Origin of the sequence: Paraburkholderia sp. BL23I1N1, from assembly GCF_003610295.1 — a bacterium.
In the GTDB taxonomy this organism is placed as follows: Bacteria; Pseudomonadota; Gammaproteobacteria; order Burkholderiales; family Burkholderiaceae; genus Paraburkholderia.
Genome location: NZ_RAPV01000001.1, coordinates 3,062,554 through 3,086,780 on the forward strand (window position 1 = coordinate 3,062,554; position 24,227 = coordinate 3,086,780).

At 62.7% G+C, this 24,227-nt stretch carries 20 protein-coding genes; 2 read left to right on the forward strand and 18 right to left on the reverse strand.

All coding sequences use genetic code 11. From position 1 onward, the window contains the following. Position 1 precedes the first annotated feature (1 nt). The 17 genes from astD to B0G76_RS14455 all read right to left on the reverse strand — a co-directional run bounded on the left by astD (position 2) and on the right by B0G76_RS14455 (position 18,820). Positions 2–1,465, reverse strand: coding sequence for a succinylglutamate-semialdehyde dehydrogenase (gene astD / locus B0G76_RS14370; RefSeq protein ID WP_120296379.1), 1,464 nt, complete (start codon positions 1,463–1,465; stop codon positions 2–4). A 2-nt stretch (positions 1,466–1,467) separates the two neighbouring features. After that, entirely contained in the window at positions 1,468–2,505 is a 1,038-nt protein-coding gene (gene astA, locus B0G76_RS14375) for an arginine N-succinyltransferase (RefSeq protein ID WP_120293113.1), read from the reverse strand. Beyond that, a complete protein-coding gene (gene aruF, locus B0G76_RS14380) occupies positions 2,502–3,560 on the reverse strand; it encodes an arginine/ornithine succinyltransferase subunit alpha (protein WP_120296380.1) in 1,059 nt (352 codons plus the stop codon). The genes astA and aruF overlap by 4 nt, the downstream gene beginning before the upstream one ends. A 55-nt stretch (positions 3,561–3,615) precedes the next feature. Next, positions 3,616–4,851, reverse strand: a complete 1,236-nt coding sequence (locus B0G76_RS14385; protein WP_120293115.1) for an aspartate aminotransferase family protein — start codon at positions 4,849–4,851, stop codon at positions 3,616–3,618. A 152-nt stretch (positions 4,852–5,003) separates the two neighbouring features. Next, positions 5,004–6,053, reverse strand: coding sequence for a GlxA family transcriptional regulator (locus tag B0G76_RS14390; RefSeq protein WP_120293117.1), 1,050 nt, complete (start codon positions 6,051–6,053; stop codon positions 5,004–5,006). 28 nt (positions 6,054–6,081) lie between these two features. Next, positions 6,082–6,873, reverse strand: coding sequence for an ABC transporter ATP-binding protein (locus tag B0G76_RS14395; RefSeq protein ID WP_120293119.1), 792 nt, complete (start codon positions 6,871–6,873; stop codon positions 6,082–6,084). A 91-nt stretch (positions 6,874–6,964) separates the two neighbouring features. Further along, positions 6,965–7,678, reverse strand: coding sequence for an ABC transporter permease (locus B0G76_RS14400; protein WP_030102580.1), 714 nt, complete (start codon positions 7,676–7,678; stop codon positions 6,965–6,967). Between the two features lie 4 nt (positions 7,679–7,682). Further along, positions 7,683–8,372 (reverse strand): ABC transporter permease, encoded by a 690-nt coding sequence (locus tag B0G76_RS14405; RefSeq protein WP_120296381.1) that lies wholly within the window; start codon positions 8,370–8,372, stop codon positions 7,683–7,685. Between the two features lie 511 nt (positions 8,373–8,883). Continuing rightward, positions 8,884–9,837: a patatin-like phospholipase family protein gene (locus B0G76_RS14410; RefSeq protein WP_120293121.1), complete on the reverse strand. Its 954-nt coding sequence runs from the start codon at positions 9,835–9,837 to the stop codon at positions 8,884–8,886. Positions 9,838–9,858: 21 nt separating this feature from the next. Beyond that, positions 9,859–10,410: a hypothetical protein gene (locus B0G76_RS14415; RefSeq protein WP_120293123.1), complete on the reverse strand. Its 552-nt coding sequence runs from the start codon at positions 10,408–10,410 to the stop codon at positions 9,859–9,861. Positions 10,411–11,025: 615 nt separating this feature from the next. Then, positions 11,026–12,216, reverse strand: a complete 1,191-nt coding sequence (locus B0G76_RS14425) for an acyl-CoA dehydrogenase family protein (RefSeq protein WP_120293127.1) — start codon at positions 12,214–12,216, stop codon at positions 11,026–11,028. A gap of 22 nt (positions 12,217–12,238) precedes the next feature. Continuing rightward, positions 12,239–13,216, reverse strand: coding sequence for an ABC transporter substrate-binding protein (locus tag B0G76_RS14430; protein WP_120293129.1), 978 nt, complete (start codon positions 13,214–13,216; stop codon positions 12,239–12,241). Positions 13,217–13,449: 233 nt separating this feature from the next. Then, positions 13,450–15,051 carry a rhodanese-related sulfurtransferase gene (locus tag B0G76_RS14435; RefSeq protein ID WP_120293131.1) on the reverse strand — a complete coding sequence of 534 codons (1,602 nt, stop codon included), beginning with the start codon at positions 15,049–15,051 and terminating at the stop codon, positions 13,450–13,452. Further along, entirely contained in the window at positions 15,048–15,656 is a 609-nt protein-coding gene (locus B0G76_RS14440) for a cysteine dioxygenase (protein ID WP_120293133.1), read from the reverse strand. Before B0G76_RS14440 ends, B0G76_RS14435 begins: the two co-directional genes overlap by 4 nt. 33 nt (positions 15,657–15,689) lie before the next feature. Then, a complete protein-coding gene (locus B0G76_RS14445; protein WP_120293135.1) occupies positions 15,690–16,754 on the reverse strand; it encodes an ABC transporter substrate-binding protein in 1,065 nt (354 codons plus the stop codon). A 12-nt stretch (positions 16,755–16,766) separates the two neighbouring features. Continuing rightward, positions 16,767–17,720 (reverse strand): class II aldolase/adducin family protein, encoded by a 954-nt coding sequence (locus tag B0G76_RS14450; RefSeq protein WP_259460580.1) that lies wholly within the window; start codon positions 17,718–17,720, stop codon positions 16,767–16,769. A gap of 11 nt (positions 17,721–17,731) precedes the next feature. Further along, on the reverse strand, positions 17,732–18,820 hold the full coding sequence (locus B0G76_RS14455; protein ID WP_120293137.1) for an LLM class flavin-dependent oxidoreductase: 1,089 nt from the start codon (positions 18,818–18,820) through the stop codon (positions 17,732–17,734). Positions 18,821–19,892: 1,072 nt separating this feature from the next. Here B0G76_RS14455 and B0G76_RS14460 point away from each other — a divergent pair. Further along, positions 19,893–20,888: an LLM class flavin-dependent oxidoreductase gene (locus B0G76_RS14460; protein WP_120296383.1), complete on the forward strand. Its 996-nt coding sequence runs from the start codon at positions 19,893–19,895 to the stop codon at positions 20,886–20,888. A 266-nt stretch (positions 20,889–21,154) separates the two neighbouring features. Here B0G76_RS14460 and B0G76_RS14465 read toward each other — a convergent pair whose 3' ends face one another. Further along, positions 21,155–22,273, reverse strand: coding sequence for an alpha/beta fold hydrolase (locus tag B0G76_RS14465; RefSeq protein ID WP_259460581.1), 1,119 nt, complete (start codon positions 22,271–22,273; stop codon positions 21,155–21,157). A gap of 608 nt (positions 22,274–22,881) precedes the next feature. Between B0G76_RS14465 and glgC the strand changes: the two genes are divergently transcribed. Beyond that, entirely contained in the window at positions 22,882–24,147 is a 1,266-nt protein-coding gene (gene glgC, locus B0G76_RS14470) for a glucose-1-phosphate adenylyltransferase (protein ID WP_120293141.1), read from the forward strand. Positions 24,148–24,227: the final 80 nt, after the last annotated feature.

Consider the following 24,227-nt stretch of genomic DNA (forward strand, 5'->3'; position numbering starts at 1 on the left):
CTTAGAATTGAAGGCCCGGCGAGACGCTCGCGGGCATTTGCAGTTGCGCGCTTTCGACGGACGCCATCGGATACGCGCAGTAGTCGGCCGCGTAGTACGCGCTCGGCCGGTGATTGCCCGAACGCCCCGGGCCACCGAACGGCGCGCCCGACGAGGCACCGTTAGTCGGCCGGTTCCAGTTGACGATGCCCGCGCGGATGGTGCCCTGAAAATGCGTCCACAGCGCTTCGTCGTCGGCGAGCAGGCCAGCGGAGAGGCCGAATTCGGTGTCGTTGGCTTTATCGAGCGCTTCGCTGAACGTGTTGTAGCGAATGATCTGCGCCAGCGGTCCAAAATGCTCTTCATCCGGCAGGTCCTTCACGGCGGTCACGTCGAGAATCGCGGGCGTGACGAAGCCGAGTTTCGGATCGCGCTGCTCCATCTTCAGCAGCGCTTTCGCGCCGTCGGCCAGCAAACGCTCTTGCGCCGCGACGAGACGCGAAGCCGCACGCGCGGAAATCACCGCGCCCATGAACGGCTGAGGATCGGCGTTGTATTCGCCGACGCTGATGCGCGAAGTCACTTCGGTCAGGCGCGCTACGAAACGATCGCCGAACGCGTCGTTCGGCACGAAAATACGGCGCGCGCACGTGCAACGCTGCCCTGCCGACAGAAACGCCGATTGAATCGTGTGATGCACGGCGGCGTCGACATCCGCCACGGGGCCGATCACGAGCGGGTTATTGCCACCCATTTCCAACGCGAGAACGATCTCCGGACGGCCGCCGAATTGCTTGTGCAGAAATGTTCCGGTATCCGAACTACCCGTGAAGAACAGGCCGTCGATCTGCCGATGGTTGGCGAGCGCAATGCCCGTCTCTTTCTCGCCTTGCACGAGGTTCAGCACGCCGGCGGGCAAGCCTGCATCGTGCCAGATCTGCACAGTAAGCTTAGCCACGCCCGGCGCGAGTTCCGACGGCTTGAACACCACGGCATTACCCGCGATCAGCGCCGGCACGATATGCCCGTTCGGCAAATGCCCCGGGAAGTTATACGGTCCGAACACCGCCACCACGCCATGCGGACGATGCCGAAGCACGGCGGTGCCGTCAGCCATCGGCGAACGTTTCTCACCGGTGCGTTCGTTATAGGCCTGAATCGAAATCTCGACCTTCGCCGCCATCGAAGCCGCTTCAGTGCGCGCTTCCCACAGCGGTTTGCCGGTCTCGCGGCCGATCGCTTCGGCAAGCGCTTCCTTGCGCTCCGTCACGAGCGCAGCGAAGCGGCGCACCACGCCGCAACGCTCGTCGAGGCTCAACGCCGACCATGCCGCGAACGCACGGCGCGCGCTGCGCACCGCCTGATCGACGTCGGCCGCCGAAGCGCTGTTGCCTTCCCACACCGTCGCGCCCGTACCCGGGTTGCGCGACGCGAATGCGGGTCCTGTGCCGGCGGCCCATTCGCCGTCGATGAAAAGCTCGCTCATGATCATCCTTGTTTGTGTTTCAGCTGCATGACCCGCACCGGGTCGCCTGCCTTGACGTCGAGCGCGGCCGCTTCGGCTGCGCTCATGCGGAACACGCCGTCTCGCGGCGCGCCCGCAGCCACGCCCACGCGAAAATCGCCCAGCGACGTATTCGATACCATTGAACGCGGTGCATCCTGCGGCGCGCCCGCCGGCACATCAGCGATCTCGACCCGCACCACCGCGCTTTCGCGCACGGTGCGCAAGTCGGCGATATGGCATTCGAGCACCGGGCCTGCATCGAAGATATCGACGTGATTCTCGTAGCGCAGTCCCTCGGATTCGAGCATGCGGCGCGCAGGAATCGTGTCGTTATGTGTGAGGCCGACGCATTCTTGCGCTTCTTCCGGCAGCAGTTCGACATACACCGGATAACGCGGCATCAACTCGGCAAGGAATGCCTTGCGGCCATGCGAGCTCAGATAGTCCGCCGCGTTGAAATCGATCTGGTAGAAATGCGAGCCCACCGCGCGCCAGAACGGCGAAGTGCCTTCCGCGTCGAAATGGCCGCGCAATTCCGCGCACAACCGCTGCGGGAAACGCTCGCGGAATTGCGCCAGAAACATGAAGCGCGAACGCGACAGCAAGCCGCCGACGCCGCTCGTGCGATAACGCGGGCTCAGGAACAGCGAACACACTTCGGCATAACCCGTCAGGTCATGCGAAATGTTCAGCGCGCGCATGCGCGTCCAGATGCCGAGGTCCTGGCTTGCGTGCACGACCGTGCTCACGCGGTAGTTGTAGAAGGGTTGCTGCAGGCCGACCGAGGTTTCAATCCCGCATACGCCGGCCACGTCGCCGGTACCGGTGTCTTCCATCACGAAGAAATAACCGGCTTCGTGCGGCTCGGCCTTGTCTTCCATCGTGCGGCGCGCACGTTCAACGCGCGCCGCGAGTGCATCGCGATCCGGCTTGAAGGTGGTGAGACCGGGGCCGGTCTCCTGCGCGAGCCGCATGAGCGCGTCCACATCGCCTCGTTGCACAACGCGAACGACGATCATTGTGCGTCTCCCGAAAATTCTTCCTGATGCGGCTGGTGCAACGGCACGCAGCGTACCGTGTCGCCCTCCGCTACGCCGAGCGCGGCACGCGCCGCATGCGACAACGACGCGCCGCCTGCTTTACCGCCGGCCAAGGTGCCGAGCACGCAGCGGAACTCGCCATCCGCACCGTTATGCGCGACCAGATACGTCGAACCGTCGGCAGCCGTACCGGCTTCGCGCACCACGCGTGTTTCATTGCGCGTCACGCAGGCGCTGCGATCGACCTGCGCGGTCAACACCGGACCCGCGTCGAAAATATCGATAAAGCGATCCGTCTCGAAGCCTTCTTCGAGGTGAATCTCGTACGCGAGCAGCGCTTTCGAATCCGGCTCGCCGAGCACGCGCTGCGCCGCTTCCGGAAGCAACGGCACATAGATCGGATAGGTCGGCATTACCTCAGCGATAAAGGTGCGGCTGCGGCCACCCGATTCAATTTCGATGTCGGCAAAATTGCGGCCGAAGAACTTGCGCCCCACCGCCTCCCAGAACGGCGACACACCTGAGTCGTCGGTGACGCCGAGCAGCAGCGAGAACACTTCCGGCGTGAAGCGCTTGCGATTCGCGGCGATATACATCATCCGCGCCCGCGACATCAATTGCGCGGCCGCATCGCCACGCAGCGACGGGTCGATGTAAAAGCCCGCCAAGCGGCTTTTGCCGGTCAGTTCATGCGACATGGTCAGCGCGTGAATCTTCCGATTCACGTGCAACTCACGCGACGCATGAATCAGCGCGTCGTTGCGAAACGCGTAGAACGGGTCCGAATAACCGGCGGCGGCGACAATGCTCGCCGTGCCCATCAGCTTGCCGCTCTCCGCGTCCTCGAGCACGAACAGGTAGAACTCCTCGCCCGGAAAATCGACATCCGCGCGAAATGAGTCTTCCGACAACGCGACGCGCGCTTCGAGCGCACGCCGGTCGTGCGGCAGCGAATGCAGCACCGGTTGCGCGGTGCGCGCCATGTGTTCAAGCGCGTCGAGATCGGCGAGGCGGCCGGGGCGTACGAAGAGCATCATCGTTCCTGTTGAATGTGACGCATGATTCAATGCTTTAGCTCAGCGCCGTGGTTCACTTCGATGCCGTTTCGGCTTTCGCGCCGACGATCTCTTCAATCGCCTTCGCGAGACGCGCGAAGCCTTCGTACATATCGTCGAGCGGCATGATCAGCGAGGGCACGAAACGCAGCACGTCCGGACCCGCCATCAGCATGATCACGCCGTGCTGACCTGCGGCGGTAACGAAATCTTTCGCGCGGCCTTTGAACGCATCGGTCAATTCAGCACCGATCAACAGACCCTTGCCACGCACTTCCGTGAACAGACCAAAGCGTTCGTTGAGCTTGGCGAGTTGACTCTTCAATGCTTCGCTGCGAGTACGCACGCCTTCGAGCAGCTTCGGATCGCTGACCAACTCGACCACCTTCTCGGCGATTGCCGAGCCCAGCGGATTGCCGCCGTAGGTCGTGCCATGCACGCCGACCTTGAAGTGCGCGGCCAGTTCGTTGGTGGTCAGCATTGCGCCGATCGGGAAACCGTTGCCGAGCGCCTTCGCGGTGGTCAGGATGTCCGGCGTCACGCCCGTGTCCTGGTACGCGTAGAAATAGCCGCTGCGGCCCACACCCGTTTGTACCTCGTCAAAAATCAGCAGTGCGCCGTGCTGATCGCAGGCTTCGCGCAGCGCCTTCAGGAACGCCGGATCGGCCGGGATCACACCGCCCTCGCCCTGGATCGGCTCGACGATCACCGCGCAGGTTTTCGCGCCGATCGCCTGCTTGACCGCTTCAATATCGTTGTACGGCAGATGGGTGATGCCGGCCGGCACCGGGCCGAAGCCTTCCGAATACTTCGGCTGGCCACCGACGCTCACGGTGAAGAACGTACGGCCATGGAACGACTGCGTGAACGAGATGATTTCGACCTTGTCGGCGCCATGGCGCTCGAACGCGACGCGGCGTGCCAGCTTCAAGGCCGCTTCGTTCGCTTCCGCACCCGAGTTGGCGAAGAACGCGCGGTCGGCGAAGGTCAGGTCTTCGAGACGTTTGGCGAGACGCAGCACCGGTTCGTTGGTGTAGCCGTTACCGATGTGCCACAGCTTGCCGCCCTGCTCGTGCAGGACTTTCAACAGTTCAGGATGGGCATGACCGAGCGCGGTGACGGCGATACCGCCGGCGAAGTCGATATAGTCGCGGCCTTGCGTATCCCAGACGCGTGAGCCGAGACCGCGATCGGGTACGAAGGCGGCGGGCGAAAACACCGGCACCATCACTTCGTCGAAGGTCTGGCGAGTCACAGTCAGGTCGTTCATGGCAAATCCTCGTTACAGGTGAGAGGTAATACACGTAGTGTAGGAAACCGCAGGCGATACGTCTTGCGCATACGCGACGCTTTCTATGAGCTTCCGGGCGGGTTTGTCGCAAGTGGGGCGCGCATGCCGCGTTTTGCGCCCGTTCATGGTGCTCAATCCGCCTGATCGGGCCGTTCGATCAGCGCGGCCGGCCGCGGCTCACTGGCCGCGGCGCCGCTTGCGCCGGTCTGCTTGTCGATCCAGTTACGACGATCCTCGCGCGGCGTGACACCAAAGCGTTCGCGGTAAGCATTCGAAAAGTGCGCCGCCGACGAAAATCCGCAAGCAAGGCTGATCTGCACCACCGATTTGCTGGTGCGCTGCAATTGCGTGCGCGCTTTCGAAAGCCGCAGGCCGAGATAGTATTTGGACGGCATCGAGCCGAGATACTGGCGAAACAGCCGCTCCAGTTGACGCCGCGATACGCCAACGAGACCCGCGATTTCATCGGTGGTCAGCGGGTCTTCGATATTCGCTTCCATCAGCATCAGCGCGTCGTTCAGACGCGGATGCCGCTCGCCCGGCGCGGTCACGAACGGAATACGCTGCCGCTCTTCGCCCGCGCGCAACACGCCGACGCCGAGCGTATCGGCGATCCGGTCCGCCAACTCCGGCCCGTGATCGCGGCCGATCATGGCGAGCATGAAGTCGACGGTTGCCTGCCCGCCCGCGCAGGTGGCGCGATCACGGTCGATTTCGAAGATCTGCTGGGTGACGATCGAGCGCTCGAACTGTTCGGAGAACTGCTGATAGGTTTCCCAGTTGACGCTCACGCGATAGCCGGACAGTTGCCCCGCCATGGCGAGCCACCAGACGCCGTGATGAATGCCGGTGACGAGCGGTGTGCGTTGCCCAACGCGCGAAAGACTCGCGAGAAACAGACGATAGTCGGCGAATTGCTGGAACCGTTCGCTGACGATGATCAGCCAGTCGCACGAGATCGCATCGCCGAAGGCGGCATCGGCCGGCCATTGCGCGCCGCCCGACAAGGGCACCGCGCGGCCGTCCCATGAACAGACCTGCACGCGGTACAACGCCCGGCCGTCGATTTCGTTGGCGAGATTGAGCGCATCGACAATCGGCCCGACGCCCGACATGGACACCGGCGGCAAGGCGACGATTGCGACCTGCGTGGTGCGAGCCGGGTTGGACGTACGAGCCATCGCTTATCAGTAAGACGCGAGCCGCGCGTTACTTCAGACTACCGGACAGGAACTGCTTGAGCCGTTCGCTGCGGGGCGTGGTCAGCACCTCGGCGGGCAGGCCCTCTTCTTCGGTGCGGCCCTGGTGCAGGAACATCACGTGGTTCGACACGTTGCGCGCGAAACCCATTTCGTGCGTGACTACGATCATCGTGCGGCCTTCTTCGGCGAGCTTCTGCATCACCTTGAGCACTTCGCCAACCAGCTCCGGATCGAGCGCGGAAGTCGGCTCGTCGAACAGCATCACGTCGGGGTTCATGGCCAGCGCACGCGCGATGGCCACGCGCTGCTGCTGACCGCCCGACAGATGCGACGGATATTGTTTCTCGAGGCGCGGCGCGAGCCCCACCTTCTCGAGATATTCACGCGCGCGTTCTTCGGCTTCGCGACGCGACATGCCGAGCACATGAATCGGTGCTTCGACGATGTTCTCGATCACGTTCATGTGCGCCCACAAGTTGAAGTGCTGGAACACCATCGCGAGTTTCGTGCGAATGCGTTGCAGCTGCTTGTGGTCGGCCACTTCCAGATTGCCGGCGCGATCGGGTTTGGTCTTGACCGTTTCGCCGTCGACGACGATCTGCCCCGCGTTCGGCCGCTCCAGAAAATTGATGCAGCGCAGGAAGGTGCTCTTGCCCGACCCGCTCGCGCCGATGATGCTGATCACGTCGCCCTTGTTCGCGTTCAGCGAGACGCCCTTGAGCACTTCATTGTCGCCGTAGCGCTTGTGGATGTCCTGAACGGCGAGCTTGCAAGCTTCGGTTTGAGTCGTGTGGAGCAAGATGCTCTCCCTGTGAAAATACGGATCAATCTAGGTGACGGCGCAGACCGGCCGCGCCGCTGCAACGAAACATGCCTGCTCAGTGGCCCGCTTAGTGCGTGCGCACCGCAAGGTAACCCAGCCAATGACGCTCGGCGCGGCGGAACAGGGCCACCAGCGCGAACGACACCACGAGGTAAATCAGCGCGGCGAGGCCGAATGCGTCGAACGACTGATACGTGGCGGAATTCGCATCGCGCGCCACCTTCAGGATGTCCGGCACCGTAGCCGTGAACGCGACCGTGGTGGCGTGCAGCATCAGGATCACTTCGTTACTGTACAACGGGAGCGCCCGGCGCAGCGCGGACGGTATCACAATGCGGCGGTACATCGTGAACCAGCTCATGCCGTAGGCACGGGCCGCTTCCACTTCGCCGTGTGAAGTCGAACGGATCGCGCCGGCGAAAATCTCGGTTGTGTACGCGCAGGTGTTCAGTGCGAAGGCGAGAATCGCGCAGTGAAAACCGCTGCGGAAAAACGCGTCGAGCAACTGATGCGAGCGCACGAATTCGAGGCTGTACATGCCGGTATAGATCAGCAGCAGTTGCACGTACAGCGGCGTGCCGCGAAACACGTAGGTGTAGAGACGCACCGGCGTCGACAGCCAGCGCTTCTTCGATACCCGCGCCACCGCAAGCGGAATCGCCATGAAAAAGCCGATCCCGATCGACGCCACCAGCAGCCACAGCGTGACGGCCAGACCCGACATACGCTGACCGTCCCAGTACAGGAATGCGCGCCAGAATTGATTGAGGATGTCGATCATGGTCTTAGAGCTCCGCGTGGCGCACGCCGATCGAGTAGCGCTTTTCCAGCCAGATCAGCACGAGGTTCGACGCGGTGGTGATCGCCAGATAGATCAGCGCGGCGACCAGAATGAAGAAAAACATGTTGAACGTGCTCTTGCCGGCGTCCTGGGCGGCTTTGACGACATCGGCGAGACCAATGATCGACACCAGCGCTGTGGCCTTGACCAGCACCTGCCAGTTGTTGCCGATGCCGGGCAGCGCGAAGCGCATCATCTGCGGAAACAGGATGCGCGTAAACACGCGGGCGCCGCTCATGCCGTAGGCGCTGCCTGCCTCGAGCTGACCGCGCGGCACCGCGAGAAACGCGCCGCGGAAGGTTTCGGTGAAGTACGCACCGTAGATGAAGCCGAGCGTGAGCACGCCGGCAACGAACGGATCGATATCGAACTGGGGGAGATCGAGCGCGTCGGTGAGATTGTTGACAGCGATCTGGATGCTGTAGAACAGCAGCAGCATCAGCACGAGGTCGGGTACTGAGCGGATCAGGGTCGTATAGCCGGTTGCGATTGCCCTGAGCGGGCGATTGAAGGAGAGTTTCGCCGCCGCGCCCGCGAGGCCGAGCAGCACGGAGGCTGCCAGCGACAGGACGGACAGCTCGATCGTCTGGATCGTGCCGGCCAGCAACACCGGACCAAAGCCGTAAAGGAACACGCGTGTCTCCATCCAGGTTTCATTGAGGATGTCATGGATGGGGGCGGGTTAGGCCTGCCCGACTCATCCGGCATGGCGCGGAGTCTCGCAAGCGGAAATTATTTTCTCAAAGGGGAATGGGTGGGATGTTGCTGTGCAGCAATTGGGCTTTTTGCTGTGGCTGGGGGCTTGTAGGGCTTGGTTTTGGGGGCGGTGGGGTTTTGTAAGGTCCGGAGTTTGCGCTGCGCGCCGCCGTGATTTAGCAAGTTTTGGGTCGCTTTTGCGATAGGCCTCAGTGGGGGGTTTTGCCTGCGCGACGCTTTTTCGGTGTGCCTGCGGTGTTGGCCTTTCCTTGCTTTGTTAGTGGTCTATTTGCGTTGCCCCTGTGCGGGGCGGCACCTACTTCTCTTTGCCGGCCGCAAAGAGAAGCAACCGTATTGGAAGTCAAGCGGCGAGCAGGCAACCAGCCCAAGGAAAGCCCAACACCATAAAACCACAACCAAACAAAGCGCCGCGCAGGCAAAAAAGGCCCTCATTCAATCCCTAATCGAGCCCGAATAGCCGGCAACATATACTCCACCGCCGCGCGCCCCTCCTCAATCGCCGGCCCCGCCCGATGAAAATCAAAAATCCCCATTCCCCCCAGCCGCGGCTGAATCAAAATATCCGCCGGCTCACCCGCCAGCCGGCTCCGCGAAATCCGCACCTGCATGATGTCGATGCTCTGTGCAATCGAACTCAGCATCGACGGCACCCGAGCACTCGGCGCCGGCGCCACACGCACATCATCGGAAGCGCGTCCTTCAGCAGGTGCCAGCCAGCGTGGCCAGGGCTTCCCATTACGCCGCAGCGCGACCGGCGGCGGCACATCCGGGTCGAGTGCCGGCGTCTCGACCGCCGCGCCACCAAAATCGCGCCCATTCAGAATGTCGTTGTTCAGATCGACCGCGATCACGCAGTCCGCCCGCATGCCGCGCGCCACCGAAACCGGCACCGGATTGCTCAAGCCGCCGTCCACCAGCCACACGCCGTTGTAAAACACCGGCGTGAAAATCCCCGGAATCGCAATCGAAGCGCGCACCGCGTCCACCACGCTGCCGTCCTGCAACCAGCTCTCGCGGCCCGAATCGAGTTCGGTGGCCACCGCCGCGAACGGCATGTTCAATTGCGCGATCGAGCGGCCGTCGAATTTGTCCGCGAATATCTGGATCACCTTGCGCCCGCCAAGCAAGCCGCCCGAAAAACGCAGATCGAGCAGCCTCACCACGGTTTGCCAGGTGAGCTTGGAAACCCATTCCTCCAGCCAGTCGAGATCGCCGTTGGCATACACGGCGCCCACCAGTGCGCCGATCGACGTGCCGCACACCACATCCGGCTTGATACCCGCATCGTGCAACGCGCGAATCGCGCCGATATGCGCCCAGCCACGTGCAGCACCCCCACCCAACACCAGCCCGATACGGCTGTATCGACGTCGATGTATCATCTGTTCCCTGCCTTTTATCCGCTATCGCCCACGTATCACATCCGAGCGCGATGTCGTGTACACCTTCAGATATTGATCGAAGTGCACGTTGAAAATGCCTTCTTCAGTCACACCACCCTCGCGCCACTTCCAGCTCCATACGGTTTCCGGCTTGAGCGGAAACACGGCAATCTGACCAGGCTTGCCGAGCAGGCGGCGCACCTCGTCTTCGGTCATGCCCATACGAATCTTCGCGAAGTTCTCGGCGGTCAGCACCTGCGTGATCGATTGCAATTTGCCATCACGGTCGATGTCGACCATGTACGTGTTCAGTCCTTGCGGGCCGCGCGGATATTCGAAACGCTTCGAGCCGTCGGTAAACGTGCGCTCGGTTTCCGGCTTGCCCATCTGATCGCGAATCTGCGCCTCGGTCGTGGTGCCCGGCGTCATATTATTGAGTAGTAACGCGTCCGGTTTGACGGCGTTAAAGAATTCCTTGAGTTTTTGCACGGCGCGGTCGCTCTGTTGGTCGTCGCAACCGGTCAGCGCAACGCACGCGGCCAGCATCGCGACAGTAAGCAGTTTGAGGCTCACAGCGAGTTTCCTGTATGGACACGAAGCGGCAATCCGCTCGCATCCTGTTGTGTCGGGTGTCCTCCAAGGGGACTTCCTACAGATGCCTCCCAAGGGGGCTTTCCTCCGGGGCACCCTCAACGGGGCTTCCTTCGGGGCGTCCTACAGGATAACCGCGCACGAAAAAATCCGCGAGCGAGGCTGGCAAGGCGCCATCGACCGTTATGCGGAGTGGATTTGCGGCTGAAGGGGGCGAAACCCGCGAAAACGGGCGCCACAAGGAAAAAGGCGACGCTGTGCAAAGCGTCGCCGGAATCGGTCGATACGGTCAACCGGGAACGGGATAACGGCCAGATAGCCGAATGGCCGCTTGAAGCGAAGCACCGTGGACGACGCGCAGCGGTCCGGTTCCGGCGAAGCAGTGAGAGACCTTGGCCTCTGACCTTGCGCCATCGCCGGAATGGCAGACCGCTGCTTGATTGGCCGCCCTGGTCCCTCGATAAGCCTTCCAAGTGCAGCTAATCTAAACGGATTGGCGGATTTAGACGAGAGCGCGTTTACACCGAATAGGCAGAGGATTTGCGGCTCGCGGCACCGGCTTCGCACCCGGCTTACGCAGTGCTGGCGCGGCTCGCCTCACGCGTGGATAAACGCAGCGAAGCCCACGCGCCCCGCCCCCTGCAGCACCGAATCGTTCTGCGGCGTATGAATCCGCGCGCACAGCACGTCGCGATAGTGACGCTCGAGCGGATTGTCACGACTCAAGCCGGGATTGCCGCTCGCCTCGACCGCCAGTTGCACCGCCTCGATGGCCTGATTCGTCACTGTGTATTTAACGAGCGGCGCTTCGTCGAGCGTCACACGTTCGGCATGCGCGCTCGCATCGAGCAACACGCGATTGCTGAACAGCAGCGCGTCGATACGTCCGAGCGTCTGCTGGAACGCGGGCAGGCTCGCGAGCGGCGCGCCGAGATTGTCGGGCCTGCGCCTGGCGGCCCATTGCGCGAACCAGTCGCGCGCGGCTCGCGCGACGCCGTCATAGACCGCGGACAACAGCACGCTCATCCACGCAAGACCAAGTGCGTCGAGACCGGCACCCGGCTCGCCAGCCAGATGGGCGTCAACCGCATGCGCAGCCGGCACGAACACCTTGTCGAACACGAGTTCGTGACTGCCCGTGGCATGCATGCCCAGATGATTCCACTCGCCGCCGACCCGCACACCGGGTGTATCGCGACGCACCAGCCACACACCGACGCGCGGCGGCGTCTCGTCGCTGCGCGCCCACACCGCGAGCCAGGTCAGGCCAGGGCTGCCGGTCGAGTACAGCTTGCTGCCGTCGATGATCCAACCGCCAGCGCTGCGCTTCGCGATCGTCGACGGCAAGCCGCCGCGCGCCGGCGTACCCAGTTCGGGCTCGACCCGCAGCGAGTTGATCAGTGCGCCATCGCGCACCGCATCCCGCGCCACGCGTTCACGCAGCTCGACAGGCCAATGCGGGTTGCCTTGCAAGCGATGATGAAACAGGTATTGCATCACCAGCACCAGTGCCGTGGATGGCTCGCCGCGCGCCACCGCGCGCACCACGTTCAAGGCCTGCGGCAAGCTCGCCCCCGCACCGCCAAGCGATGCGGGCACCGTCAACGAAAGCAGATCGAATTCGTGCAGGCGCGCCAGATTGGCGTGCGGAAATTCCGCCGTGCGGTCGTAGTGAGCCGCACTGTCCGCGAACTTGCTCGTGAGCAGCGCGAGCAGCGCGTCGAACGCATCGCTATCGAGCGGTGGATGACGGCGCGTCACCGCACTTTCGGCAATCGGGGCGTTCATACGAGGACTCCGGCAAGCCGCGTCAAGGCAGCGGGAAGCTGCGATCGAAGCTCGTGCGCACGTCGAGATGCGCACGAATCACGTTGGCGGCTTCGTAGGTATCGGCCGTACGCTGCTGCGCAGTGATAACGCTGTCGTCGATCGCTACCGGATGCACCTGGCCACGCTGATAGTCGGTCTTCAGCACATCGGTCGGCAGGCCGGTGACTTTTGACTGCATGGCCGCCACCTCGTCGGGATGCGAAAGCGCCCAACGCTGGCCAATCGCCACACGTCGCAGGAAGTCGGCGAGTTGCGCGCGCTTGTCCGTGATCGCGCGTTCGGTTGCAACCTGATAGCTGAGTCCTTCGGACAAGCCAACGCCGTTCGCGATGATGCGGTCGTGATCGCGTGCTTCACCGAGTGCGGTGTACGGATCCCACACCGACCATGCATCGACGCTGCCCGACGCAAGCGCCGCCTTCGCATCGGCGGGTGCGAGGAAAACGAACGACACGTCGGTCAGCGGCACGTTGGCCTTCTTCAAGGCCGCGAGCGCGAGATAGTGGCCAATCGAACCGCGTGTCGTGGCGATGCGTTTGCCCTTCAGCCTCGCTGCATCGTTCAACGGCGAATGCGCGCCGACGACGATCGCCAGATCCAGCGGAGTCGACCGGGTTGCCGCGACGGCACGTACCCGCGCGCCGGCAGCGAGGGCGAACACCAGTGGGGCGTCGCCCAGGCCGCCGACATCCACGGCACCGGCATTCAGTGCTTCGCCGAGCGGTTGCGCGGCTGGAAAGTTGAACCATTCGATCTTGTACGGCAGGTCTTTGAGCTGACCGGATGCTTCGAGAATGCCGCGCGTTTGCAAGGACTGGTCGCCGACTTTGAGTACCGGTAGATCCGCTGCATAGGACTGCGTTGCGCAAACGGTCGCGCACAGTGCGAGCATTGCCACGGCGAGCGGTTTGAGGAACGCGCGTGGCAACATGGAAAAAGAAGAGCGGGAAGTCGTCATAGCGGCGATGTCGTCGTGGCATCCAGGTGAAGTGCTATCGACGATAAGGCACGCATCTGTATAAGACAAACGCATTATTCTGCTAAGCAAATATGCGAATTTTATTGAGCAGCGAGGGATGCGCGTGCATCGATGCGGGTGTCATCGAGCGCACGAATCCTGCACCCCTGCCGCACTTATCGAATCGAGTCACCGCTTATCATGGAGATCGACGAAATTCGCAAACCCGCACCTCACAGCACGCGAAAACCATGCGTACCGTCGCGTCCGAGTTGAGCAACGAGCCCGTACTCCCATTCCAGATACGCGTTCATCGCTTCGCGCGCGTTATCGGTTCCTTCATACGGGCGGCGATAACGATCGATCCGCGGCGACGCCAGACGCGTCTCGCCACTTTCCACGGCGAGGCCGGTCTCGATCCACGCATTCGTGCCACCGCTTAGCACCTGCACCGGCTTATCCGTCAACGCCGCCAACTCGGGCGCCGCAAAGCGAGCAAGAAGACTGCTGCCGCAGGTCACCACATAACGCTGCGCATCCGGCAGCTTGCGCAACGCCTGATCGAGTTGCCCACGAATCGCGAACCACGCGCCTGGAATATGGCGCTTCACATAATTCGCGCTGGTCGTGAAATCCAGCACGACGGTGCCAGGCGATTGCAGAAGCGCAACCAGCCCGGACGGCGTGATCTCATCGACAGGCGGCGGCGCGGGTGCGTAACGCGCGGCGGGCGCCGGGCCTTTTTCGCCGAAGTCCGCGTTGCCCAAGCCATCCACCACGTACACCTCGACGTTCATCTGCGCGAGCCACGACGCTGTCATGTTCGCACGCACGCCATCGCTGTCGGCGAGGATTACACGCGCGCCGCGCACCGGCGCGAACATGTCGGTCTCCTGAACGAGCTGACCGCCGGGCGCATTGCGAAAACCGGGTACGTGTCCCGCTTCGTATTCTTCCGGCGTGCGCACATCGAAGCGATAGACGGTGCGCACCGCTTCGTCGGCCCAGCGACGCGCTTCGTCGCGCGACGTGCGGCCTACCCTTGCACGATCGGCCACCTCGCGCGCGGAATCGGCGGCGGCGAGACGGTGTGTGTCGTCGATGATCGGATCGAAACGGCGCGAACTGCCGTGTGCGAGCGCCTGACCGGCCAGCGTCCAGCCGATGGTGCCGTTGCGCAGCGCCGCCACCGGATTCGGCACGCCCGCATTGATCAGCGACTGCGCACCGATGATGCTGCGCGTGCGCCCCGCGCAATTGACGATGATCCGTGTTGCGGGATTCGGTGCGAGCTGCCGGGCGCGCAGCACCAGTTCCGCGCCCGGCACACTGATGCTGCCGGGAATATTCATGGTCTGGTATTCGTCGAAGCGGCGCGCGTCGAGCACCACGACATCGGCTTCATGGTCGAGCAGCGCCAGCACCTGCTGCACGGCCAGCGAGGGCGTATGACGTTCGGTTTCGACCAGCTCGCCGAATGCCTTGCTCGGCACGTTCACGTCCTGGAACAACTCGCTGCCCGCCTCGCGCCAGCCTTGCAAACCGCCTTCGAGCAACGCGACATCGGTATAACCCAGCTCGCTCAGACGGCGCGCGGCGCGCTCGGCAAGCCCTTCGCCGTCGTCGAATACAACCACCGGCACGTCGCGGCGCGGCAAACGCACAGGCGCTTCCAGTTCGAGACGCGACAGCGACAGGTTGGCCGCGAACAGCGGATGACTGCGCGCGTGCGGATCTTCCTCGCGCACGTCGACGAGCGCGATTTCCTCGCGTTCGAGCAGTGCGCGGCGCACGTCTTTGAATGATCGGATACGAAACTCTGTAGCGAAACTCATGGGATCGGAAACTCCTTTGCAACATTCCAGATATTGGGCAACACGTCGTTCGAGTAACCGGAGATAAAGGGTTTGCGGCCGCCGTCGGCCGGGTAGACGGAACGCGTCACTGCGCCAATATTTCCACCGTACACGTGAATGCTGATCGACGCACGATCGTGAAAAGCATTACTCACACGATGGATATCGCCGATGCGCGGCGACACGGCATCCACCGCGCCGGTATCGAGGCGCCTCGCCGCGCCCTCTTCCTCCAGTAAACACCCTGACGTGATGCGATATTCCTGAGCAATTTCCGCACCACGCAATACGCCGATCAAACCCCATACGGTGTGATCGTGCACCGGCGTCGACTGACCCGGTCCCCATACAAAACTGACAATTGAAAAACGCTGCTGCGAATCGGCGTGCAGCAGGAATTGCTGATAGCGCTCGGGATCGGGCTGCGCGAAAGCGTCGGGCAGCCAGTCGTCGTGGGCGATCAGCTCGCGCAGTGCGTCACCGCCTGCGTCGAGCAGATGCGCTTCGGGCACGCGTTCGTCGACGAGCGACGCAATCCGGCCGACGAACGCGCGCAGCCGGTCCGGCCTCAAAGCTTGAGTCATCGAATGGTCACAAAGTGGAGTGGCTTGAACCGGTCACGCACCGTGGGCGAGCGCGGCGTTGAAGGTGTCGGTCCATAACGGTGCGACATCGACGTGCCGGTCGATGACCGCTGCACGCGCGAACGTATCGGCAACCTGCTGCTCGCTCGCGATGTCCGCCGGCGTGACGCCCGTGACGCGACGCGCCTGGCTCTGGTTGCGATACAACAAGCGGATCGCCTCCTCGGGTACGCGCAATTCCGCGGACAACACCTTCGCGTAGACATCCTGATGCTGGCCGAACCACGTGCAGGCGCGCTGCAGCCGCACCAGCAAGTCCGCCGATGCGGCCCACTTTTGCGGGTCGGCGAGCACCGCCGGATGACCGTAGTAAAGATAGTTGCCGGACAGATAGCCGTTGGCGTTTTTCAGCACGCGCGCACCCGCTTGCGAGATCGCGAGCGGCACGTTGTAGCCGTAGATCGCCCAGGCATCGAGCGAACCGGCGTTGAACGCGGCAAAACCGTCGCGCGGCGCGAGCGAGGTGGCCTGAATATCGTTGAACGATAGCCCTGCTTCGTCGAGCATGCGCAGCAGGTAGTAATGCGTCGTGGTGGCGCGCAGATAGCCGACGCGTTTGCCCTTCAGATCGGCTATCGAGCGGATCGTCGAGCCCTTGGGGACCAGCACGACCTGATTGTTGACGTCGTCCTTGTAGACGGCGATCACGCGTACCTGTGCGTTCTGCATCTGCGCGAAGATCGGTGGGATCTCGCTACCCGAGGCGATGTCGAGCGAGCCGCCGTTCATCGCCTCGATCATCGCGTTGCCGGACTGAAATTCGGACCAGTCGATGGTGTACAGCGTATTCGCGAGCCCGGCGGTTTTCAGCAGCGTTGCGTCGCCGCCTTTGTAGGTGGCGACGCGCAACCGGACCTTGCTGAGATCGGCGTGCGGATCGGCGTGCGAATCGGCTTTCTCGCCGGCGGCCGGTGTGGCTGCATCGGCGGCAATCGGAAACAGGCCTGTGCCTGCTGCGCCGAGCAATGCGGCTGCGGGCAGCACGGACACGAGCCGGCGGCGCCGGAGCGAAACCGGCGATTCGAAACGTTGGATCATGTAAGGGAGTACTCAGGTCAGGACGTCGGGTTCGACTTCGACCAGCCCTTCCAGCAGGCTTTGGAACGCAAATAGCGCGCCGCCCGGGCGGCCGACCTGCTCGTGCGTGAGTGTGGCGACGTCGTGCGGGATGGCTTGCGGCGTGCCGGCGGCTTCGGCAAGCAGTTGCGCATGGCAGGCGTTGTCGAGGGCGATATACCACCAGGCCGCGGCTTCGACGCTCGGGCCCGCCGTGAGGATGCCGTGATTCTTCAGGATGACTGCCTTTCTCTCGCCCAGCGCTGCGGCGATACGCGCGCCTTCGCCGGTATCGAGCACGACGCCGCGGAAGTCGTCGAACAAGGTGTGATCCTGATAGAACGCGCATGAGTCCTGCGTGAACGGGTCGAGCGTACGGCCAAGCGTCGACCATGCCTTGCCGTAGAGCGAATGCGTGTGCGCGGCAGCGACCACATCGGGGCGCGCCTCGTGAATCGCCGCGTGAATTGCGAAAGCCGCCTGATTCAGCGGCCCGTCGCCGACTACGATTTCCCCTTGTGCATTCACCAGCAGCAGATCGGACACGCGAATGCGGCCGAAATGCTTGCCGAACGGATTGACCCAGAAGTGATCGGGCCACTCCGGATCGCGCGCGGTGATATGGCCGGCGAGCCCCTGATCGAAACCGTAGCGCGCGAACAGGCGAAACGCCACGGCGAGCCGTTCTTGCCGATAACGCCGTTCGGCTGCGATGCTTTCGCGCGGCGGGACGTCGTCGAACCAGAATTTTTGGAGTGGCGCGTGACGCTGGAGCGGCGGTGTATCTGAGGTGTTTTGAAGCGTTGGGGCACTGTGAAGTACCGGGGTACTTTGCAGTGCGCGGGTGTCTTGCAGTGCGACGGCACTTTGCTGCACCTGAGTATTTGGCCGTGCGGGGGCACTTTGCTGCACCAGGGTGCTTTGCCGTGCTGCGGACAGATCAGTCATCGTGGCTCCGTTCAGGCTGCCGCGCGTTCGACGCGTTCGACGCGTGCGATGCGTTCGCGGGTGGCCGGAATCAGTTCACGGCCGTAGTCGATGGCGTCTTCGAGCGGATCGAAGCCGCGCACGAGGAAGGTCGAGACGCCAAGCGCGTAATACTCCGCGAGCGTGTCGGCGACCTGTTCAGGCGTACCGACCAGCGCGGTCGAATTCGAGCGTCCGCCGATTTCCTTGGCGACGCCGGTCCACAGACGTTCATCGACGCGATCCGATTCACCGGATGCCGCGAGCAGCCGCCGCGCGCCTTCGCTTTGCGCCGGGCCGCCGACACCGAGTCCTTGCGCCGCACGCAGCCGCTTGGTTTCTTCAAGGATGTGCTCCGCGCGTTCCCAGGCGGCTGCTTCGGTGGCGGCAAGAATGGGCCGGAACGACACTGAAAAACGCACGGTACGGCCGTGTTTGGCGGCTTCCGCGCGCACGCGGGCGACCTGCTCGCGCACTTGCGCCTTCGATTCGCCCCAGAGCGCGTAGACGTCCGCATGACGTCCGGCGATTTCGAGCGCGGGCGCGGATGCGCCGCCGAAATACACAGGGATATGGGGTTGCCGCACCGGTTTCACTTCGGAGAAGCCTTGTTCGAAGCGGTAGTACGGGCCGTTGTGATCGAAGGGTTTCGTTTCGGTCCAGATGCGGCGCAGGATATGCAGGTATTCGTCGGTGCGGGCGTAGCGTTCGTCATGCGAGAGGTAATCGCCGTCGCGGCGCTGTTCGGCGTCGTCGCCACCGGAGATGATGTGCACGGCGAGCCGGCCGCCCGAGTAGTGATCCAGTGTTGACAGCTGGCGCGCCGCGAGCGTGGGCGCGACGAAGCCTGGGCGATGCGCGAGCATGAAGTGCACTTTGCTGGTGACGCTGGCCGCGTGGGCGATGGTGAGGAGCGCGTCGGGGCTGGTCGAATGATGCGGCACGAGGATTCGATCGAAGCCTGCGGCTTCATGTGCGCGGGCGAATTGTTCGACATAGTCGATGTCGATGATTGGACCTTGCGGTGTGTGGGTTTCAGACACCTTGCGGGTCTGGATCATGCCGATGAATTCGATGGACACGGTGTGTGTCTCCCTAGGTGGGGTTTTTTGCCCGGCGGGGCGGTGGCTTTTTGCTGGCTGGATTTGCTGCTCTGGTTGAGGGGTTTAAGGTAGCAGTGCTACATGCGGTTGTTAAATATTGATCGGGTATATGTTTATCGGGTTTGAGTGTAATGGGTTGGGCTGCGCGGGGCTTTGTTTGTCTGTGGTTTTATGGTGTTGGCCTTTCCTTGTTTTGTTAGTGGTCTATTAGCGTTGCCCCTGTGCGGGGCGGCACTTACTTTCTTTGCCGCCGCCGCAAAGAAAGATAAGTAAAGAAAGCGGCTCAAACCGCTAATTCTTAAGCGGGTCCCCCCGCGCAGCCACGGTAGTGGTGCATCTGGAATCCGTGCCCCCGCACATTCGACGTGAGTGACTAAGGGCTCATTTGCTCCCACTCCGCACTGCGTGCGTCGCGGATAGGTCTGCATGGGAAACCAGGGGCTTCGTTTTCGCTCGGTGGGGGCCATCGGCTTCGCCTCGGTGAAGTGCCTCTGCACTCATCCCCGCCGAATGAATGTCGGCGTACTGCAATGGCTGTAGCTGTTGCCTGCAGCTAAGGCCGATGCCGAGATTGTTGCCCGTGCCCGTGATTCATGGTGCCCAACAAAAACCGAGAGCACCAAAACGCAGCGGGCGATTTTAGGAGGTGCCCCGCGGCGCGCGAAGCGCCGCCGGATGTATGACTGCCTTGTCACTCACGCCGAATGCGCGAGAACACGGATTCCAGATGCACCACTACCGTGGCTGCGCGGGGGACCCGCTTAAGAATTAGCGGTTTGAGCCGCTTTCTCTTGCCTACTCTCTTTGCGGCCGGCAAAGAGAAGTAGGTGCCGCCCCGCACAGGGGCAACGCTAATAAACCACTAACAAAGCAAGGAAAGGCCAACACCGCGGGCGCACCGAAAAAGCGCCGCGCAGGCACCCCTCGCCGAACAGGCAAAAACAACCCCCTTCCACGAACGTGGACATCCCCCAACCATCAGCAGAAAACCAAAACCTTTGCCACAATGCCCCATCGCGCGAAAGCGCCCGAAACATCACATGAACAGAAAATGATCCCCTTCTCGGTCCTCGACCTATCGCCCGTCACCGCAGGTGCCACCCCCGCGGACGCGTTCAGAAACACATTGGACCTCGCCCAACACGCGGAAACCTGGCACTACCGCCGCTTCTGGCTGGCAGAACACCACAACATGACCGGCATCGCCAGTGCAGCCACCGCAGTGGTAATCGGCCACGTCGCAGGCGGAACAAAAACCATCCGCGTCGGCTCGGGCGGCGTCATGCTCCCGAACCACGCACCGCTCGTCATCGCGGAACAGTTCGGCACCCTCGCCTCGCTCTATCCAGATCGCATCGACCTGGGCCTCGGCCGCGCACCCGGCACCGATCAAAACACCGCCCGCGCGCTGCGCCGCGATCTCCAAAATAGCGCGGATTCCTTCCCCGACGACGTCGTCGAGTTGCAACGCTATTTCGCCGACCCCGTGCCAGGCCAGCGCATTCTCGCAGTCCCCGGCGCGGGTCTGCATGTGCCGCTGTGGCTGCTCGGCTCGTCGCTGTACAGCGCGCAACTGGCCGCGGCACTCGGTCTGCCATTCGCGTTCGCGTCGCACTTCGCGCCCGACCATATGTTCACCGCGCTGAAGGTCTATCGCGAGCAATTCCGTCCGTCAGCGACGCTCGATAAGCCCTACGCCATGGTCGGCGTCAATCTGTTCGCCGCCGATAGCAACGACGAAGCGCGGCGTCTCTTCACCTCGCTCCAGCAGCAGTTCGTCAATCTGCGGCGCGGCACGCCCGGTCAGTTGCAGCCGCCGGTCGAGCGGATTGAAGCGTCGGAGATGGAGTTGAACGGCGTCGCGCATTCGCTCGCCTGCTCCGTGATCGGCGATCGCGACGTGGTACGCGAAGGACTGCTGTCCATCATCGATCAAACCGGCGCAAATGAATTGATGCTGACCGCGCAAATCTACGATCACAAAGCACGGCTGCGTTCGTTCGAGATCGCCGCGCAAGTGCGCGAAGAGTTGAGCGCCGGTAAATAACAACACCGGCAAGCAGCAAAAAGGGCGACCTGTATCAGCACAGGTCGCCCTTCTTTTTGCGTCGATCGGTCGGCCGCCCTTGGCGCACGAACATCAGGTTACTCAACCGCCACGCTCACCGCGCCCAGTCAGCGCGGTGCGAGTTCGAACTCATTTCCAGGCTTGAACTCAAGCTCGTGCCAAGCTCGGACCGCGACCAAAGGACTTCAACTCGAGCGCACGCCCAGGCTCTGACCTCGGGCAAAGCTCAGACGGCGCGCTGACACTCACCGATTTGCCGGCACCGCCGCCAGCCCATCGAGCAGCGCCTGATGAAACGCCTGCGGATCCTGCATTTGCGGCGCATGCCCCAAATTGGCGAATTCGACGAGCGTCGCGTGCGGAATCGCCTTTGCCGCGGCCTTGCCCAGCTCGGGGTAGTGGCCGAGCTTCGCGCGTATCTCGGGCGGGGCCGCGTCTTTGGCAATCGCGGTCGTGTCCTTCTGGCCGATCAGCAGCAGCGTCGGCATGCTCAGGTGGCCCAGTTCGTACACCACCGGCTGCGTGTAAATCATGTCGTACAGCAGCGCGGAATTCCACGCCACGATCTGTTTGCCGGGGCTGCGGTACATCCCCGCCAGCATCTGCACCCACGGCTCATAGTCGGCGCGCCACTGGCCGGCGTAATAGGTCGCCTGTTCGTAACGGCGAATGCTGTCCGCCGTCGTCTTCAGTTCGCGCTCGTACCATTGGTCGACCGATAAGGACGGGACACCCTTCGCCTTCCAGTCCTCGAGGCCGATCGGATTGACCAGCACCAGTTGCTGGGTCTCATGCGGATACATCAGCGCATAACGTATCGCGAGCATGCCGCCGGTCGAATGGCCGATGACGGTCGCATCGGTCACGCCGAGCGATTCGAGTAACGCATGCGTATTGCGCGCCAGTTGCTGGAAACTGTACTGATAGTGCTCCGGCTTGCTCGATTTGCAAAAACCGATCTGGTCCGGCGCGATCACGCGATAGCCGGCGTCGCTCAGACGATGAATGGTCACGTCCCACGTCGCCGCGCAGAAGTTCTTGCCGTGCAGCAACACGGCCGTGCGGCCGTTCGCGTGCTCCGGCTTGATATCTATATACGCCATGTGCAACGTCACACCTTGCGAGGTGAAGTCGAATTGCCCGACCGGCGCCGGATAGTTGAAGCCTTGCAACTCGGGGCCGTACGCCGGACCGCTGTTGTCGACCGTTGCTGCCGGCGCGCTGCCGGCTGCCGCGGAACCAGGCTTGGTAGTCGAGAGACCCGAAACACCCGAAACACCCGAAAGACCAGAACTAGCCGGATTCCCCGTAGCAGCAGCGCTGGCCGGCGTGGTGGCGAAAACCCGGGGCGCTGCGGCTAGCATACAGGCGCTCAAAATGACAAACAGAGACTGGCGGCGGAGATTCATCGAATGTTTTTTGCCAAGAGAAATCAGCGTAAAGCGTGCAGGCCGCGCGCCGGCAAGCCAACGCCCGAACCCCGTTCAGAGCGCACGATTCTACGACGCGCCGCCAGACTTTGCTGCCGCGCGCGCAAGCTCACGGCGGCATCGGCCGGTTTGGCACGCATATTGCGGCGCTGCATCTAGCGCTCTATGTGTCGTGCCGCACGGATGCGTCCCATGCAAGGGTTGATCGTTCGAAAGGCGCCCGTCCAAGCGGCATCCGCACAATCAGCACTATTCGTCCGCGCCAAATCGGTGCTAGAACTAGCAGACGGGCCCGCGAAGACGGTGCCGCCTGGCAGCACGAATCAATGGCGCGGAGCGAGAGCACGAGACCATCCGGGGCATACTAACCAGCAACCATCTTGCATGGGACCAGAGTCAGTGCTTTGCAGGGGATCGGAGTAACGAGCTTTGCATGAGATCGGAGTAACGCGCTAAATAAAGCGCGAACTCTGATCGACAGCTAAAGCTCGCACTCCGATCGACAGCTAAAACGCTATCTCTGGCCGAGAAAGGAGACAAACATGGAAACTCCGGCACGGCTGAACGATCTGCAACGCACCACCCTCGCCATCGTCCTCGCGGGCGGACGGGGCACGCGGCTCGGGCCGCTCACCAACAAGCGAGTCAAACCGGCGGTGCACTTCGGCGGCAAATACCGGATCATCGACTTCGCGCTCTCCAACTGTCTGAACTCCGGCATCCGCCGCATCGCGGTCGTCACGCAATACAAGGCGCACTCGCTATTGCGCCATTTGCAGCGCGGCTGGGGCTTCCTGCGCGGCGAATTCGGCGAATTCATCGATCTGTGGCCGGCGCAACAACGTGTGGAAGGCGCCCACTGGTATCGCGGCACCGCAGACGCCGTGTTCCAGAATCTCGACATCATCCGCTCGATCCGGCCGAAATACGTGGTGGTGCTGGCGGGCGACCATATCTACAAGATGGACTACACGCGCATGATTGCCGACCATGCGGAAAGCGGCGCGGATTGCACGGTCGGCTGCATCGAGGTGCCGCGCATGGACGCGGTGGCCTTCGGCGTGATGGCCGTCGATGAAAACCGCCGCGTGACCGGTTTCGTCGAGAAACCCGCCGATCCGCCCGCCATGCCGGGCCGCCCGGATTCGGCGCTGGCCAGCATGGGCATTTACGTATTCAGCGCCGATTACCTGTACGCGCTGCTCGAAGAGAACATCTCGAGCGTCGACACCGATCACGACTTCGGCAAGGACATCCTGCCGCGCGTCGTCACGCAAGGCACGGCGATCGCGCATCCCTTCAGTATGTCGTGCGTGTCGTCGGACCCGACCGTGGAGCCGTACTGGCGCGACGTCGGCACGATCGACGCCTACTGGGCAGCCAACCTCGACCTTGCCTCCACCATTCCGACGCTCGACCTGTACGACCGCAACTGGCCGATCTGGACGTATCAGGAGCAATTGCCGCCCGCCAAATTCGTACGCGACCTGAAAGGCTTGCAAGGCACCGGCAACAATCTGATCGTGTGCGGCGGCTGCGTGATCTCGGGCTCGCAGATTTCGCGTTCCGTGCTGTCGTCGAATGTGAAAGTGAGTTCGTTCTGTAATATCAATGAGGCAGTCTTATTGCCGCAGGTCACCGTCGGCGCGAGCTGCCGGCTGCAGAAAGTGGTGATAGACCGCGGCTGCACCATTCCGGACGGCACAGTGATCGGCGAAGATCCGACGGCCGACGCCGAACGCTTCTATCGCACCGACGACGGCGTCGTGCTGGTCACGCCCGATGCACTGCGGCAGAAAGGCACCTGAAGCACGTGTCGCGCGCCGGAACGGCAAAACGAACGGGGCTGACGCCGCTGCCCGCTTTGCCCGCGCTTTGCCCGTGTAGA

Coding starts and splice junctions, on each gene's coding strand:
- astD (WP_120296379.1), bottom strand. CDS start 1,465: ATGAGCGAGCTTTTCATCGACGGCGAATGGGCCGCCGGCACAGGACCC.
- astA (WP_120293113.1), bottom strand. CDS start 2,505: ATGATCGTCGTTCGCGTTGTGCAACGAGGCGATGTGGACGCGCTCATG.
- aruF (WP_120296380.1), bottom strand. CDS start 3,560: ATGCTCTTCGTACGCCCCGGCCGCCTCGCCGATCTCGACGCGCTTGAA.
- B0G76_RS14385 (WP_120293115.1), bottom strand. CDS start 4,851: ATGAACGACCTGACTGTGACTCGCCAGACCTTCGACGAAGTGATGGTG.
- B0G76_RS14390 (WP_120293117.1), bottom strand. CDS start 6,053: ATGGCTCGTACGTCCAACCCGGCTCGCACCACGCAGGTCGCAATCGTC.
- B0G76_RS14400 (WP_030102580.1), bottom strand. CDS start 7,678: ATGATCGACATCCTCAATCAATTCTGGCGCGCATTCCTGTACTGGGAC.
- B0G76_RS14410 (WP_120293121.1), bottom strand. CDS start 9,837: ATGATACATCGACGTCGATACAGCCGTATCGGGCTGGTGTTGGGTGGG.
- B0G76_RS14425 (WP_120293127.1), bottom strand. CDS start 12,216: ATGAACGCCCCGATTGCCGAAAGTGCGGTGACGCGCCGTCATCCACCG.
- B0G76_RS14430 (WP_120293129.1), bottom strand. CDS start 13,216: ATGACGACTTCCCGCTCTTCTTTTTCCATGTTGCCACGCGCGTTCCTC.
- B0G76_RS14435 (WP_120293131.1), bottom strand. CDS start 15,051: ATGAGTTTCGCTACAGAGTTTCGTATCCGATCATTCAAAGACGTGCGC.
- B0G76_RS14440 (WP_120293133.1), bottom strand. CDS start 15,656: ATGACTCAAGCTTTGAGGCCGGACCGGCTGCGCGCGTTCGTCGGCCGG.
- B0G76_RS14445 (WP_120293135.1), bottom strand. CDS start 16,754: ATGATCCAACGTTTCGAATCGCCGGTTTCGCTCCGGCGCCGCCGGCTC.
- B0G76_RS14450 (WP_259460580.1), bottom strand. CDS start 17,720: ATGACTGATCTGTCCGCAGCACGGCAAAGCACCCTGGTGCAGCAAAGT.
- B0G76_RS14460 (WP_120296383.1), top strand. CDS start 19,893: ATGATCCCCTTCTCGGTCCTCGACCTATCGCCCGTCACCGCAGGTGCC.
- B0G76_RS14465 (WP_259460581.1), bottom strand. CDS start 22,273: ATGCTAGCCGCAGCGCCCCGGGTTTTCGCCACCACGCCGGCCAGCGCT.
- glgC (WP_120293141.1), top strand. CDS start 22,882: ATGGAAACTCCGGCACGGCTGAACGATCTGCAACGCACCACCCTCGCC.